The 13095-nt window shown below is 66.1% G+C and carries 15 protein-coding genes and 1 tRNA gene; 7 read left to right on the forward strand and 9 right to left on the reverse strand.

From position 1 onward, the window contains the following. Positions 1-19 precede the first annotated feature (19 nt). Genes A4F85_RS18810 through A4F85_RS18835 form a run of 6 tightly spaced genes read left to right on the forward strand, consistent with a single transcriptional unit; the run spans position 20 to position 5995 of the window. Positions 20-967 carry an ABC transporter permease gene (locus A4F85_RS18810; RefSeq protein ID WP_012202987.1) on the forward strand — a complete coding sequence of 316 codons (948 nt, stop codon included), beginning with the start codon at positions 20-22 and terminating at the stop codon, positions 965-967. Continuing rightward, positions 964-1920, forward strand: a complete 957-nt coding sequence (locus tag A4F85_RS18815) for an ABC transporter permease (RefSeq protein ID WP_063327429.1) — start codon at positions 964-966, stop codon at positions 1918-1920. The genes A4F85_RS18810 and A4F85_RS18815 overlap by 4 nt, the downstream gene beginning before the upstream one ends. Continuing rightward, on the forward strand, positions 1917-3608 hold the full coding sequence (locus A4F85_RS18820; RefSeq protein WP_063327430.1) for a dipeptide ABC transporter ATP-binding protein: 1692 nt from the start codon (positions 1917-1919) through the stop codon (positions 3606-3608). Before A4F85_RS18815 ends, A4F85_RS18820 begins: the two co-directional genes overlap by 4 nt. Next, positions 3589-4719, forward strand: coding sequence for a putative FMN-dependent luciferase-like monooxygenase (locus A4F85_RS18825; RefSeq protein WP_063327431.1), 1131 nt, complete (start codon positions 3589-3591; stop codon positions 4717-4719). The genes A4F85_RS18820 and A4F85_RS18825 overlap by 20 nt, the downstream gene beginning before the upstream one ends. Then, complete coding sequence (locus A4F85_RS18830; RefSeq protein WP_063327432.1) at positions 4716-5411, forward strand: CMD domain protein; 696 nt, start codon at positions 4716-4718, stop codon at positions 5409-5411. Before A4F85_RS18825 ends, A4F85_RS18830 begins: the two co-directional genes overlap by 4 nt. Next, complete coding sequence (locus tag A4F85_RS18835) at positions 5408-5995, forward strand: alkylhydroperoxidase domain protein (protein ID WP_013804442.1); 588 nt, start codon at positions 5408-5410, stop codon at positions 5993-5995. The genes A4F85_RS18830 and A4F85_RS18835 overlap by 4 nt, the downstream gene beginning before the upstream one ends. A gap of 12 nt (positions 5996-6007) precedes the next feature. Here A4F85_RS18835 and A4F85_RS18840 read toward each other — a convergent pair whose 3' ends face one another. Then, positions 6008-7513: a DASS family sodium-coupled anion symporter gene (locus tag A4F85_RS18840; protein ID WP_034389959.1), complete on the reverse strand. Its 1506-nt coding sequence runs from the start codon at positions 7511-7513 to the stop codon at positions 6008-6010. Positions 7514-7807: 294 nt separating this feature from the next. Here A4F85_RS18840 and A4F85_RS18845 point away from each other — a divergent pair, with 294 nt between their 5' ends. After that, entirely contained in the window at positions 7808-8125 is a 318-nt protein-coding gene (locus tag A4F85_RS18845) for a hypothetical protein (RefSeq protein WP_012202980.1), read from the forward strand. Between the two features lie 81 nt (positions 8126-8206). On the opposite strand, the gene A4F85_RS18850 is transcribed toward A4F85_RS18845, so the two are convergent. From A4F85_RS18850 to secY, 8 genes are all read right to left on the reverse strand, one after another. After that, positions 8207-8283 (reverse strand) — tRNA-Met (locus A4F85_RS18850). Between the two features lie 21 nt (positions 8284-8304). Next, positions 8305-8697 carry a 50S ribosomal protein L17 gene (gene rplQ / locus A4F85_RS18855; RefSeq protein ID WP_012202979.1) on the reverse strand — a complete coding sequence of 131 codons (393 nt, stop codon included), beginning with the start codon at positions 8695-8697 and terminating at the stop codon, positions 8305-8307. Positions 8698-8883: 186 nt separating this feature from the next. Beyond that, positions 8884-9882, reverse strand: coding sequence for a DNA-directed RNA polymerase subunit alpha (locus A4F85_RS18860; RefSeq protein WP_012202978.1), 999 nt, complete (start codon positions 9880-9882; stop codon positions 8884-8886). 112 nt (positions 9883-9994) lie between these two features. Continuing rightward, positions 9995-10618, reverse strand: coding sequence for a 30S ribosomal protein S4 (rpsD, locus tag A4F85_RS18865; RefSeq protein WP_012202977.1), 624 nt, complete (start codon positions 10616-10618; stop codon positions 9995-9997). Between the two features lie 90 nt (positions 10619-10708). Beyond that, complete coding sequence (gene rpsK, locus A4F85_RS18870; protein ID WP_012202976.1) at positions 10709-11113, reverse strand: 30S ribosomal protein S11; 405 nt, start codon at positions 11111-11113, stop codon at positions 10709-10711. An 18-nt stretch (positions 11114-11131) separates the two neighbouring features. Then, a complete protein-coding gene (rpsM, locus tag A4F85_RS18875) occupies positions 11132-11497 on the reverse strand; it encodes a 30S ribosomal protein S13 (RefSeq protein ID WP_012202975.1) in 366 nt (121 codons plus the stop codon). A 22-nt stretch (positions 11498-11519) separates the two neighbouring features. Next, positions 11520-11633: a 50S ribosomal protein L36 gene (rpmJ, locus tag A4F85_RS29795; protein ID WP_003050535.1), complete on the reverse strand. Its 114-nt coding sequence runs from the start codon at positions 11631-11633 to the stop codon at positions 11520-11522. A 132-nt stretch (positions 11634-11765) separates the two neighbouring features. Continuing rightward, positions 11766-13085, reverse strand: a complete 1320-nt coding sequence (gene secY, locus A4F85_RS18880) for a preprotein translocase subunit SecY (RefSeq protein WP_012202974.1) — start codon at positions 13083-13085, stop codon at positions 11766-11768. Positions 13086-13095: the final 10 nt, after the last annotated feature.

Consider the following 13095-nt stretch of genomic DNA (forward strand, 5'->3'; position numbering starts at 1 on the left):
TTTCTGAGGAACCACTCCCATGCCGCGCCGCTATCTGCTCAGCCGCATCGCCCAGGCCGCCCTGGTGCTGTGGGCGGCCTTCACGGTCTCGTTCATCCTGCTGCAGCTGCTGCCGGGCGACGCCGTGCTGATCAAGTTCCTGAACCCCGAGCTGGGCCTGGGCCCGCAGGAGATCGCCGACATCCGCGCCGCCTACGGCTCGGACCAGCCCGTGTGGCAGCAGTACCTGCACACGCTGGGCCAGTTCCTCACGGGCCACTTCGGCTATTCGCTGCAGGCCGGCGTGCCGGTGAGCCAGGGCCTGGCCACCAGCCTGCCACCCACGCTCAAGCTCGCGGCCCTGGGCTTTGCCGCAGCCGCGCTGCTGGCCGTGGCGCTGGCGGCGGCTGCCAGCCTGGCGCCCTTTGCCTGGCTGCGCAACGCGCTGTATTCGCTGCCTTCGGTCTTTGTCTCGGTGCCCGTGTTCTGGCTGGGGATCATGCTGATCCAAGTGGTGTCGTTCCGCCTGGGCTGGATCGCCGTGATCAATCCCGGCCCCTGGGAAGGACTGGTGCTGCCCACGCTGACCCTGGCCGTGCCGATCTCGGCGCCGCTGGCCCAGGTGCTGCTGCGCAATATCGACGCCGTGCTGGCCCAGCCCTTCGTGGCCGTGGCACGGGCCAAGGGCGCCTCGCGCCGCTGGGTGCTGCTGCGCCATGTGGCACGCAATGCCCTGCTGCCCACGCTGACCATTGCCGGCGTGCTGTTCGGCGAGCTGCTGGCCGGCGCCGTGGTGACGGAGGCCGTGTTCGGCCTCAATGGCCTGGGCACGCTGACCCAGCAGGCCGTGGGCAACCAGGACACGGCCGTGCTCCAGGCCGTGGTGGTCGTCTCGGCCGCCGCCTTCGTACTCATCAACCTCGCCGTGGATCTGCTGTACCCGCTGCTTGATCCGCGCCTGCGCCATTCCGTGGAGAACCGGCCATGAACACTGCCGTCTCAAGCGCTCTTTCCCCGGCCCTGGATGCCCAGGCCGCGCCCGCCACTCCCACTCCCATTCCCACGGCGCTGCCAGCGTCGTCCCTGGCCCCTGCGCCAGCCGCCCCGCGCCGCAGCTTCGCCTTGCCGGCCCGCCTGCAATCCCTGAAACGCCTGCCGCCCACGCTAGCCCTGGCCTGGCTGGTGATTGCCGTGGCCGCGCTGTGGGCACTGGCGCCCGGCTGGTTCGCCCACCAGAACCCGCTCGCGGGCCAGGCCGGCCAGCAGCTGCTGGCGCCCGGCGCCGCACACTGGCTGGGCACGGACGCGCTGGGGCGCGACCTGTGGGCGCGCGTGGTGCATGGCGCCGTGCATTCTCTGTCGGGCGCCTTCGTGGCCGTGGGCGTGGGCCTGGCCGTGGGCACGCTGATCGGCCTGCTGGCCGGGGCCACGGGCGGGCGCACGGAAGATGCGCTGATGCGCCTGGTCGATGTGCTGCTGGCCGTGCCTTCGCTGCTGCTGTCGCTGACCATCATCATCGTGCTGGGCTTTGGCACCATCAACGCGGCCATTGCCGTGGGCGTGGTCTCGGTGGCCAGCTTCGCGCGCCTGGTGCGCTCGGAGGTGGTGCGCGTGCGCCGCTCCGACTACGTGGAGGCCGCCTTTGGCAGCGGCGGGCGCTTTGCCGCCGTGCTGTGGCGCCATGTGCTGCCCAACTCGCTGACCTCGGTCATCGCCATGGCGGCGCTGCAGTTCGGCTCGGCGATCCTTGCGATTTCCACGCTGGGTTTTCTGGGCTACGGCGCGCCGCCGCCCACGCCCGAATGGGGGCTGCTGATCGCCGAGGGCCGCAACTACATCGCCACCGCCTGGTGGCTGACCACGGCGCCGGGCCTGATCGTGGTGGCCGTGGTGCTGGCGGCCAACCGCATCGCCACGGCCTTCGCACGGAGGCCTGCATGAGCGCCGCCATCGAGGAACGCATCCACGCCGCACCAGCGGTGGCAACGACCGCTCCCGTGCTCGAAGTGCAGGACCTGGCCGTGGCCTACCGCGATGCCGCAGGCCAGGCGCAGCGCGTGGTGCACGGCGTGTCGTTTTCCGTGGCGCCGGGCGAGGTGGTGGCCCTGGTCGGCGAATCGGGCTCGGGCAAGACCACCACGGCCCAGGCCGTGATCGGCCTTTTGGCCGACAACGGCCACCGCGAGCACGGCAGCATCCGCCTGCAGGGCACCGAGGTCTCGGGCTGGCCGGCCGCACGCTGGAACGCCATCCGCGGCCGCGTGGTCAGCCTGGTGCCGCAGGACCCCACCATGTCGCTGAATCCCGTGCGCACGGTGGGCGACCAGGTGGGTGAGATCCTGCGCATCCACGGACTGCGCGACCGCACGGCCGTGGAGGCGCGCGTGCTGGAGCTGCTGGCCCGCGTGGGCCTGTCCCAGCCCGCGCTGCGCGCACGCCAGTATCCGCACGAACTGTCGGGCGGCATGCGCCAGCGCGTGCTGATCGCCATTGCGATTGCGCTGCGGCCCGCCCTCATCATTGCCGACGAGCCCACCAGCGCGCTGGACGTGACCGTGCAGCGGCGCATCCTGGACCTGATCGACGCGCTGCGCCGCGAGACCGGCACGGCCGTGCTGCTGGTCACGCATGACCTGGGCGTGGCGGCCGACCGTTCGCACCGCCTGGTCGTCATGCAGGGCGGCCGCATCCAGGAGCAGGGCCCCACGCTGGAGCTGCTGCGCAATCCGCAAAGCGCCTATACGCGGCGGCTGCTGGCCGATGCGCCTTCGCTGGCGCCCGCGCCGCGCCGCACGCCCAGGCCCGCCACGGCCGATGACTGGGCCATCGAGGTCGAGGACCTGGTGCACGAGTTCGCGGCGCCCGGCCATGCCTCGGCCCACGGGCGCGGCATCTTCCGCGCCGTGGACGGCGTGTCGCTGCGCGTGCGCCGGGGCAGCACACATGCCATCGTGGGCGAGTCGGGCTCGGGCAAGACCACCACCATCCGCGCCATCGTGGGCCTGGGCCGGCCCACGGCGGGCCGCATCCGCATCGAAGGCACCGAGGTCACGGGCCTGCGCGGCGAGGCCCTGCGCCAGCTGCGCCGCCGCGTGCAGCTGGTCTACCAGAACCCGTTCAGCTCTCTGGACCCGCGCCAGAGCGTGTTCGACATCATCGAGGAGCCCCTGCTGAACTTCGACCCGCTGCCGGCCGATGAGCGCCGCCGGCGCGTGCACGACATGCTGGAGCGCGTGGGCCTGCCGCCCGGCGTGCTGCAGCGGCGCCCGCATGCGCTGTCGGGCGGCCAGCGCCAGCGCGTGGCGATTGCGCGCGCCCTCGTGCTGCAGCCGCAGGTGCTGGTGCTGGACGAGGCCGTATCGGCCCTGGACGTGACCGTGCAGGCGCAGATCCTGGCCCTGCTCGCCCAGCTGCAGCAGGACCTGGGGCTGACCTATCTCTTCATCTCGCACGACCTTGCCGTGGTGCGCCAGATCGCCGACACGGTGTCGGTGCTGCGCGCGGGCCGGGTGGTGGACGCGGGCAGCGTGGAGGAGGTGTTCCAGCGCCCAACCAGCGACTACACGCGCGAACTCATGGACGCCATTCCCGGCAAAAGGAGCATTGATTTTGTCCCTCATACCGCCTGACACACACGCTGGCGCCGCCCCCCGCAGCGGCCCGCGCCTGGGCTTTTTCAGCCGCCTGCTCGACGACGCGCCGGCCGGCGAGCGCTACCGCCTGGTGGCCGAGCAGATCGCCCATGCCGAGGCCCACGGCTTCGACTCGGCCTGGGTGGCCCAGCACCATTTCCATGAAAGCGAGGGCGGCCTGCCCTCGCCCTTCGTCTTCCTGGCCCATGTGGCGGCGCGCACGCGGCGCATCCGCATCGGCACGGGCGTGATCACGCTGCCGCTGGAAAACGCGCTGCGCGTGGCCGAGGACGCGGCCGTGCTGGACCTGCTGACCGGCGGCCGCCTGGAGGTGGGCCTGGGCACGGGCGGCACGGCCGAATCCTTCGAGGCCTTTGGCGTGCAGGGCGCAGAGCGCGGCGCCGTCTTCGCACGCAACTTCGGCGTGCTGCAGGACGCCTGGGCCGGGCGTGCGCTGGCCGGCGGCGTGCGCCTGTACCCGGCCGCGCCGCAGCTGCTGGAGCGCGTCTGGCAGGCCACGTTCTCGGCCGAGGGCGGCGCGCGGGCCGGGGCCAACGGCGACGGCCTGATGCTGTCGCGCACCCAGCCACGGCCCCAAGGCGCGCCGCAGGCCACGCTGTCCGAGATCCAGAACCCCATCATCGACGCCTACCTCGCCCGCCTGCCCGCAGGGCGGGCGCCGCGCATCCTGGGCTCGCGCACGCTGTTCGTGGCCGACCGCCGAGACGATGCGCTGCGCTGGGCCGAGGCCGGCCTGCGCCGCGTGGCCCTGCGCCATGCGACCCAGCCCTCGCAATGGGCGGCCCGCGTCGATCCGCAGGCGCCGCTGGCCGATCTCATCGCCGCCTACGACGTGCATGTGGGCACGCCCGACGAGGTCATTGCCTCGCTGCGCGCCGACACGGCGCTGGCGCACGTGAGCGACATCGTCTTCCAGGTGCATTCCATCGACCCTCCGCACGACGCCATCCTGCGCTCCATCGAGCTGACGGCCGCCCATGTGGCACCGGCCCTGGGCTGGCGCCGTGCCGATGAGTCCACATCCACGTCCACCCCAGCGCCCTCTTCCCTCCCCGCAGTCCGGGCCGGACTGCTGCAAGCCGCATGACCATGAACACCACCGCAACGCCCCGCTTTCCCGGCGACGTGATCGACCACCTCGCCGACATCACCCCCGGCAGCGCACTGGACCGCGTGCGCCGCCACCGCACCGAGGCACGCACGCAGGCCCAGCAAAGCTTTGCCGCCCTGTTCACGCCCGCCGAGCCCGTGCCCGGCACGGTCTCGCTGCCCGAGCGGCTGGCCCTGGCCGCCTTCACGGCCGGGCTGCATGGCGAGCCGCGCAGCGCCGTCTTCTATACACGCGCACTGGCCACCGAGGATGCGGAACTGGCCGCCGTGGTGGCGTCCGAAGTGGTGCGTGGCCGCGCCCAGAGCCTGCAGGCCGGCAGCGGCCCGCACGGCCCCTACGGCAGCTACCCGGCAGGCCCGCTGAGCCGCGAGGACCAGCCCGGCCCCGCCTATGCCGTGGACCCGGCCCACGCCGCACTGCTGGGCCCGCGCCTGTCCGCGGCGCTGGCCCATGCCCACCTGCTGGCCTACCACCCGCGCGACGCCAGCGCCGGGGCCCTGCGGGCGCTGCAACAGGCGGGCTGGAGCGAGACGGACATCGTCATCCTGTCCCAGCTGGCGTCCTTCCTGTCCTTCCAGATCCGCGTGGTGGCGGGGTTGCGCGTGCTGGCTGCACGCCCCGCGCCCCAGGCAGCCCATCAACCCACCACCCTGCAAGCCCAGCCATGACCTCAACGAACTCCGCCGCTCCCCAGGTCTTCACCCAGGAACAACTCGACTGGCTGCCATGGATTGAGCCGCTGGAAGAAAGCGAGCTGACCGAACGCCACCATGCAGGCCTGGTCGATGCCTCACGCGCGCAGTCGCCCTACTTCCGCCTGCTGGCGCGCGACCCCGACACGCTGGGCGCACGCACGCGCACCGACAAGGACATCTTCTACAACCCCGACGCCGGCCTGCCGCGCGCCGAGCGCGAGCTGGCCGCTGCGGCCACCTCGCGCGCCAATGGCTGCATCTACTGCGCCTCGGTGCACGCACGCTTTGCCACGCACTTCTCGCGCCGGGGCGGCGACGTGCAGCGCCTGCTCGACGAAGGCCCGGGCACGGACCTGGGGCCGCGCTGGAATGCCATCGTCACGGCGGCCGTGGCGCTGACCCAGACGCCGCCTGCGCTGGAGCCCGCCCACATCGATGCGCTGCGCACCGCAGGCCTGGACGATGCCGCCATCTCCGATGTGCTGCACGGCACGGCCTTCTTCAACTGGGCCAACCGGCTCATGCTGTCGCTGGGCGAGCCACGGACCACGGCTTGAGGGCGCCCGCCCTCACCACAGGCCCAGCAGCTTCCACCAGACACTGCCGACCACGGCAAAGATCAGCAGCTCGATCACGCACATGGCCGCGCCCACGCGCCACCAGTTGCCCAGCGTGACGTAGCCGCTGCCGAAGATGATGGGCGAAGTGCCGGTGGCGTAGTGGGTCAGCGTCATCATGATGGCCGAGCCGGCCGTCATCATCAGCATGAAGGGCACGACATAGTCGGCCGGAATCAGCTGCGCACCCACGGTCAGGAAGGCCAGCATCATCGCGCTGATGTGGGCCGTGGTGCTGGCGAACAGGTAATGCGAGAACACGAACACGCCCACCAGGATGGCCGCCACCGGCAGCCAGTCCAGGCCGCTGGCGACGATGGCGTTCTTCATGCCCACGGCAAACCAGGACACCACGCCGAGCTTGTTGAGCTGCTCGGCCAGCATGACCAGGGCGCCGAACCATACCAGGGTATCCCAGGCGCTTTTCTCGGACAGCACGTCATCCCAGTCGATGGTGCCCGTGATGATCAGCACGAACAGGCCCAGGAAGGCGACCACCGTGGGGTCCAGCACGAAGGCCGGGCCGAACAGCATCTGCGGCACGTTGGCCCACAGCAGCAGCATCAGGCCGAAGGTGCCCAGCATCACGCGCTCCTTGCCCGACAGCGGCCCCATGCGCGCCATCTCGCTGCGGGCGTACTCCACGGCATTGGGCGTGGCCTTGAGCTCGGGCGGCGACAGCAGGTAGATCACCAGCGGCATCAGCAGCAGGCACAGCAGGCCCGGCAGCAGCATGTACAGCGCCCAGGTGGTCCAGCTCAGGTGCAGGGCCTGGCCCGTGGCCTTGGCCACGAAATCCACCACCAGCGGGTTGGGCGCGGTGGCGGTCAGGAACATGGCCGAGGTGATGGGATTGGCGTGGTAGTTGACCAGGGCCAGGTAGGTGCCCACCTTGCCCTGCGTGCCCTTGGCCGGGTCCGACTCGAAGGCATTGGCGATGGACTTCATGATCGGGTGCACGATGCCGCCGCCGCGCGCCGTGTTGCTGGGCGTGAACGGTGCCAGCACCAGCTCGCAGATCGCCAGGCCGTAGCCGATGCCGATGGTGCGCTTGCCCAGCAGGGCGATGAACATCAGGCCGATGCGGCTGCCCAGCCCCGTCTTCTTGAGGCCGCGCGAGATCAGGATGGCCACCACGATCAGCCAGATCAGCGGGCTGGAAAAGCTGCTCAGCGCATCGGTGATGGCACCCTTGGACGAGCCGGAGGTGACCTGGGACAGCGAGACGATGACGATGGCCATCAAGGCCATCACGCCGATGGGCATGACCTTGAGGATGATGGCCACGATGGTGGTCAGGAAAATGGCGACCAGCTGCCAGCCCTTGGGCGTCAGCCCCTCGGGCACGGGCATCAGCAGCAGGCCGAACAGCACGGCGGTGGCAATCAGTGCCGGCACCAGCCGGAACGGCACGGCCGCCTTGAAATAGCGGAACAGCGAGGCGATCTTCTCGAGCATGTGGATCCTTTGCGTTGCCGGAGCGGCGCCGAGAGAGCATGGCCTGCCGGGAGCAAAAGCCCACCAGCCTGCACGGGCACTGGCGGCCGCGCCGCATGACTGACATCATGATGCAGTGCAGCATGAGCCCGGCTTCCAGCGGGCGCCTGCGCCACCGAAGTTTGACAGGCATCAAGGCCAGGCCAGTAAACCTGGCGACCCAGGCCACCGAGCCCCGCTCACATGACAGCATCCCCAGACCGGGTGCCTTTCGCCCCGGTGTACCCATGCAGTGAAAAAAGGAGAAAAGCCGACATGCCAGCCAACCGATTCTTGCCCGAGGAATGGGAATGCCGGCTCCAGGAGATCGACCTGGAGATCGCCCGCCACGCCGTCATATGCAAGATCCCGCTGCTGCAGGCCGGTGTGGTGGAGCGCGTGCTGGCCAATGACGCCAGCGTCTGCGGCGCCGAGCACGAGGCCGCATTCAAGACCCTGCGCGGCCTTCTGTACATGCACTACACCGAGCTGCTGCACATCAGCGAAGTGCTCAGCCCCGAGGTCGCCCAGGAAATCGCCCACCGCGTGCGCCTGCGGCTGGGCCAGCGCATCGGCAACCAGCTGGGCGGCTGATGCCGCGCTGTCTGCCTGGCCTTTGCCCTGGCGCGAGGGCATGAAAAAGGGCTACGACAGTTGTCGTAGCCCTTTTCAATTTGGTTGCGCGAGAAGGATTTGAACCTCCGACCTTTGGGTTATGAGCCCAACGAGCTACCAGACTGCTCCATCGCGCGGTATTCCAAAATTATAGCAGATTATTCAGCTGCCTTGGCTTCGGCGGCGCCTTCTTCAGCGCGCTCGACCAGTTCCACGAAGGCCATGGGGGCGTTGTCGCCCACGCGGAAGCCCATCTTCAGGATACGGGTGTAGCCACCAGGACGCTTTGCGAAGCGGGGGCCCAGCTCGTTGAAGAGCTTGGTCACGCTGTCGCGGTCGCGCAGGCGGTCGAATGCCAGACGGCGGTTGGCAACGGTGTCGACCTTGGCCAGGGTGATCATGGGCTCGATCACGCGGCGCAGTTCCTTGGCCTTGGGAACGGTGGTCTTGATGGCTTCGTGCTCGATGAGCGAATTCATCATGTTCTTCAGCATCGCCAGGCGGTGCGAAGAGGTGCGATTGAGTTTGCGGAGGCCGTGACCGTGACGCATGGTGCTTTATTCCTAAAATATGTAATTAGGGCTTGCGCAAACAAGGATGCAAGCCTGGACCCGTTACCGGATCTGCAGCTTGCCTCAACCGAATTTGCGCAAGTTGTTGATTAATTCGAGCAGCCGTATCAGGTACTGCCCGAGGCACTGAGGCTCTCCAAAAAGGAGAGCCAGCAATTATAGTGCTTAGCGCTTTTCCAGGCCAGCAGGCGGCCAGTTCTCGAGCTTCATGCCCAGCGTCAGACCGCGGGAAGCCAGGACTTCCTTGATCTCGTTGAGCGACTTGCGACCCAGGTTGGGGGTCTTGAGCAGCTCGTTTTCGGTACGCTGGATCAGGTCGCCGATGTAGTAGATGTTCTCTGCCTTGAGGCAGTTGGCCGAACGCACGGTGAGTTCCAGCTCGTCCACGGGACGCAGCAAGATGGGATCAAAGGCGGTTGCGGCACCACGGCCACCGGCCGGAGCATCGAAGACGCTGGCGATATCGCCGCCGTCCAGCTGAGCGAACACGGCGAGCTGTTCCACCAGGATCTTGGCGGATGCGCGCACGGCGTCCTCGGCAGTGATCGCACCATTGGTTTCGATCTCCACCACCAGCTTGTCGAGGTCGGTGCGTTGTTCAACGCGGGCCGATTCGACGGCGTAGCTCACGCGCTTGACGGGCGAGAACGAAGCGTCCAGCACAATGCGGCCGATCGACTTCGTGGACTCGTCGCCATAGCGGCGCACGTTGCCGGGCACATAGCCGCGGCCCTTCTCCACCTTGATCTGCATGTCCAGCTTGCCGCCTTGCGACAGGTTGGCGATGACATGATCAGGGTTGATGATTTCCACGTCGTGGGGCGTCTGGATGTCGCGCGCCGTCACGACGCCTTCGCCATCCTTGCGCAGCGAGAGCGTGACCTCATCGCGGTTGTGCAGCTTGAACACCACACCCTTGAGGTTCAGCAGGATGTTGACCACATCTTCCTGGACACCGTCGATGGACGAGTACTCGTGCAACACACCAGCAATCGTCACTTCCGTCGCTGCGTAACCCACCATGGACGAGAGCAGGACACGGCGCAGGGCGTTGCCCAGCGTATGGCCGTAGCCACGCTCAAACGGCTCCAGAACAACTTTGGCGCGATTGTGGCCAAGCTGCTCGACATTGATCGTCTTGGGCTTCAGCAAATTGGTTTGCATGCAGACTTCCTCTCAATACCCCCGGCTCGTTACACCGGTAAGGCTGGTGAAGCACCCCAGCGCGATGCCTCGCGGCTGGGGGACGGTTTTACAGAAATGTCGCTGCGCGGAATTAACGCGAGTACAACTCAACGATCAGGGATTCGTTGATGTCTGCACCGAACTCGTCGCGGTCAGGCGACTTCTTGAACGTGCCTTCAGCCTTGTCGGCAGACACTTCCACCCATGCGGGGAAACCGACTTGACCAGCCAGTTGCAGGGCTTCGACGATGCGGGCCTGCTTCTTGGACTTTTCACGCACGGCGACCACGTCACCCACCTTCACCATGTAGGAAGGGATGTTGACGGATTGGCCGTTGACCGTGATGGCCTTGTGCGACACCAGCTGACGCGCTTCCGAGCGGGTCGAGCCGAAGCCCATGCGGTACACCACGTTGTCCAGACGCGACTCCAGCAGCGACAGCAGATTGGCACCGGTGTTGCCCTTCTTCTTGTCGGCGGCTTCGAAGTAGCGGCGGAATTGCTTTTCCAGCACGCCGTACATGCGCTTGACCTTCTGCTTTTCACGCAGCTGCAGGCCGAAGTCGGAAGTACGCTGACCGGAAGTGCGGCCGTGCTGGCCGGGCTTGGTGTCGAACTTGGACTTGTCGGCGATCGAGCGACGTGCGCTCTTCAGGAACAGGTCAGTGCCTTCACGGCGGGAGAGTTTGGCCTTGGGGCCGATATAGCGTGCCACTTGATTTCCTTTGTGTCATCTGCCGTGCACAAGCACGGGAGCCGCCCGCGATGTTACACATCTGGGCGGCGGTGGGCTTGGTGAAAAAGCTTAGATACGACGGCGCTTTTGAGGGCGGCAGCCGTTGTGGGGAACCGGCGTCACGTCCGCGATGGAAGTGATGCGGATGCCCAGGGCGCCCAGGGCGCGAACCGAGGATTCACGGCCAGGACCGGGACCCTTGATTTCGACGTCCAGGTTCTTGATGCCCTGTTCGATGGCAGCACGACCAGCCACTTCCGAAGCCACCTGGGCAGCGAAGGGAGTCGACTTGCGCGAACCCTTGAAGCCCTGGCCACCCGACGAGGCCCACGACAGAGCGTTGCCTTGGCGGTCGGTGATGGTGATGATCGTGTTGTTGAACGAAGCGTGCACGTGGGCAATGCCGTCCGAAATGTTCTTACGGACTTTCTTGCGAACGCGCTGTGCAGCGTTGTTTGCGGGAGACTTAGCCATAGTGATCTTTCAATCTCTTTATTTCTTCAAAGCCGCGGCACCCTTGCGCGGACCCTTGCGGGTACGTGCATTCGTGCGGGTACGTTGACCACGCATGGGCAGGCCACGACGATGACGGAAACCGCGATAGCAACCGATGTCCATCAAACGCTTGATGTTCATCGTTGTTTCGCGACGCAGATCACCTTCCAGAGTCAGGGAAGTCAGCTGATCACGGATCTTTTCCAGATCACCGTCAGTCAGTTCCTTGATTTTCTTGGAATATGCGATGCCAGCGGCTTCGCAGATCTTGCGTGCAGTGGTGCGACCGATCCCATAGATAGCGGTCAGGCCGATTTCAGCGTGCTGATGCGGCGGGATGTTAATGCCAGCGATACGTGCCATTATTCGTCCTCAAACTTTCCTATCAACCCTGGCGCTGCTTGTGGCGCTGGTCCGTGCAGATCACTCGCACCACACCTTTGCGGCGGATGATCTTGCAGTTACGGCAGATTTTTTTGACCGAAGCCGAAACTCTCATTTCATTCTCCTAAAACTCTACATCCGTTACGGCCTATCGACCGGGAAACATGCCCGCGATGGATAGATCGAGTGGGCGTCTACTAACTCTTACTGGACCCGCCGGCGCCGCCGGCCAGGCCCATCACTTAGTTCAATTGCCAAGTGTCGCTTTGAAGTTCGCCTTTTTGAGGAGCGATTCGTACTGTTGCGACATCATGTAGTTCTGCACCTGGGCCATGAAGTCCATGGTCACCACCACAATAATCAGCAGTGATGTGCCACCGAAGTAGAACGGAACGTTGTACTTCAGGATCAGGAACTCGGGCAACAAGCACACGAATGTGATGTACACCGCGCCAGCCAGGGTCAGGCGAACCAGGATCTTGTCAATGTAGCGGGCCGTCTGGTCACCGGGACGGATCCCGGGGATGAAGGCACCACTCTTCTTCAGGTTGTCGGCGGTTTCCCGGCTGTTGAACACCAGGGCCGTGTAGAAGAAGCAGAAGAAGATGATGGCAGTGGCGTAGAGCATCACATAGATCGGCTGACCGGGGGTCAGCGTGCTAGCAATGTCCTTCAGCCAGCGCATGGATTCCCCTGCACTGAACCAGTTCACAACGGTCGCCGGCAGCAAGATGATCGAGGAAGCGAAGATGGGAGGAATGACCCCCGCCATGTTCAGCTTCAGCGGCAAGTGCGAAGACTGGCCACCATACACCTTGTTACCCACCTGACGACGCGCATAGTTCACCAGGATCTTGCGTTGTCCCCGCTCGACAAACACGACGAAGTACGTCACGGCTGCCACCACGAGAACGATGAAGATCGCGGCCAGGATGCTCATGGCACCGGTGCGCACCAGCTCCAGCAGACCACCGATGGAGCTCGGCAGACCTGCGGCGATACCTCCAAAGATGAGGATCGAGATGCCGTTGCCCAGACCACGTTCCGTGATCTGTTCACCGAGCCACATCAGGAACATGGTGCCGGCCGTCAGGCTGACCACCGCCGTGAGGCGGAAGCCGAAGCCAGGGCTCAGAACCAGACCTGCGGAGCTTTCCAGAGCCACGGCAATTCCCAGGGACTGAAAAATCGCCAGGCCCAATGTGCCGTAGCGGGTGTACTGGGTGATCTTGCGACGACCCGATTCACCTTCCTTTTTCAGCTGCTCGAATGTAGGGACCACGTAGGTCATGAGCTGCATGATGATCGATGCCGAGATGTACGGCATGATCCCCAGTGCGAACACCGTGAAGCGCGAGAGCGCCCCACCCGAGAACATGTTGAACAGATTGAGAATGCCGCCCTGCTGGCCATTGAACAGCTGCTGCAGCTGCGCTGGATCGATGCCCGGCACGGGGATATGAGCCCCGATCCGGTAAACGACCAGCGCGAGCAACAGAAAAACCAGACGGCGGCGAAGATCGCCGAATTTTCCGGTTTTTGCAATTTGAGCTGCGCTAGTAGCCACGGATGTCTTC

This window comes from Delftia sp. GW456-R20, assembly GCF_001622915.1.
In the GTDB taxonomy this organism is placed as follows: Bacteria; Pseudomonadota; Gammaproteobacteria; order Burkholderiales; family Burkholderiaceae_C; genus Comamonas; species Comamonas acidovorans.

Excerpts from the sequence above, each read along its gene's own strand:
- rpsM (WP_012202975.1), bottom strand. The coding sequence starts at position 11,497 with ATGGCACGTATCGCTGGCATTAACATCCCGCCGCATCAGCACGCTGAA.
- rplQ (WP_012202979.1), bottom strand. The coding sequence starts at position 8,697 with ATGCGTCACGGTCACGGCCTCCGCAAACTCAATCGCACCTCTTCGCAC.
- rpmJ (WP_003050535.1), bottom strand. The coding sequence starts at position 11,633 with ATGAGAGTTTCGGCTTCGGTCAAAAAAATCTGCCGTAACTGCAAGATC.
- rpsK (WP_012202976.1), bottom strand. The coding sequence starts at position 11,113 with ATGGCTAAGTCTCCCGCAAACAACGCTGCACAGCGCGTTCGCAAGAAA.
- A4F85_RS18830 (WP_063327432.1), top strand. The coding sequence starts at position 4,716 with ATGACCATGAACACCACCGCAACGCCCCGCTTTCCCGGCGACGTGATC.
- A4F85_RS18810 (WP_012202987.1), top strand. The coding sequence starts at position 20 with ATGCCGCGCCGCTATCTGCTCAGCCGCATCGCCCAGGCCGCCCTGGTG.
- A4F85_RS18820 (WP_063327430.1), top strand. The coding sequence starts at position 1,917 with ATGAGCGCCGCCATCGAGGAACGCATCCACGCCGCACCAGCGGTGGCA.
- A4F85_RS18845 (WP_012202980.1), top strand. The coding sequence starts at position 7,808 with ATGCCAGCCAACCGATTCTTGCCCGAGGAATGGGAATGCCGGCTCCAG.
- A4F85_RS18860 (WP_012202978.1), bottom strand. The coding sequence starts at position 9,882 with ATGCAAACCAATTTGCTGAAGCCCAAGACGATCAATGTCGAGCAGCTT.
- A4F85_RS18840 (WP_034389959.1), bottom strand. The coding sequence starts at position 7,513 with ATGCTCGAGAAGATCGCCTCGCTGTTCCGCTATTTCAAGGCGGCCGTG.
- A4F85_RS18835 (WP_013804442.1), top strand. The coding sequence starts at position 5,408 with ATGACCTCAACGAACTCCGCCGCTCCCCAGGTCTTCACCCAGGAACAA.
- A4F85_RS18815 (WP_063327429.1), top strand. The coding sequence starts at position 964 with ATGAACACTGCCGTCTCAAGCGCTCTTTCCCCGGCCCTGGATGCCCAG.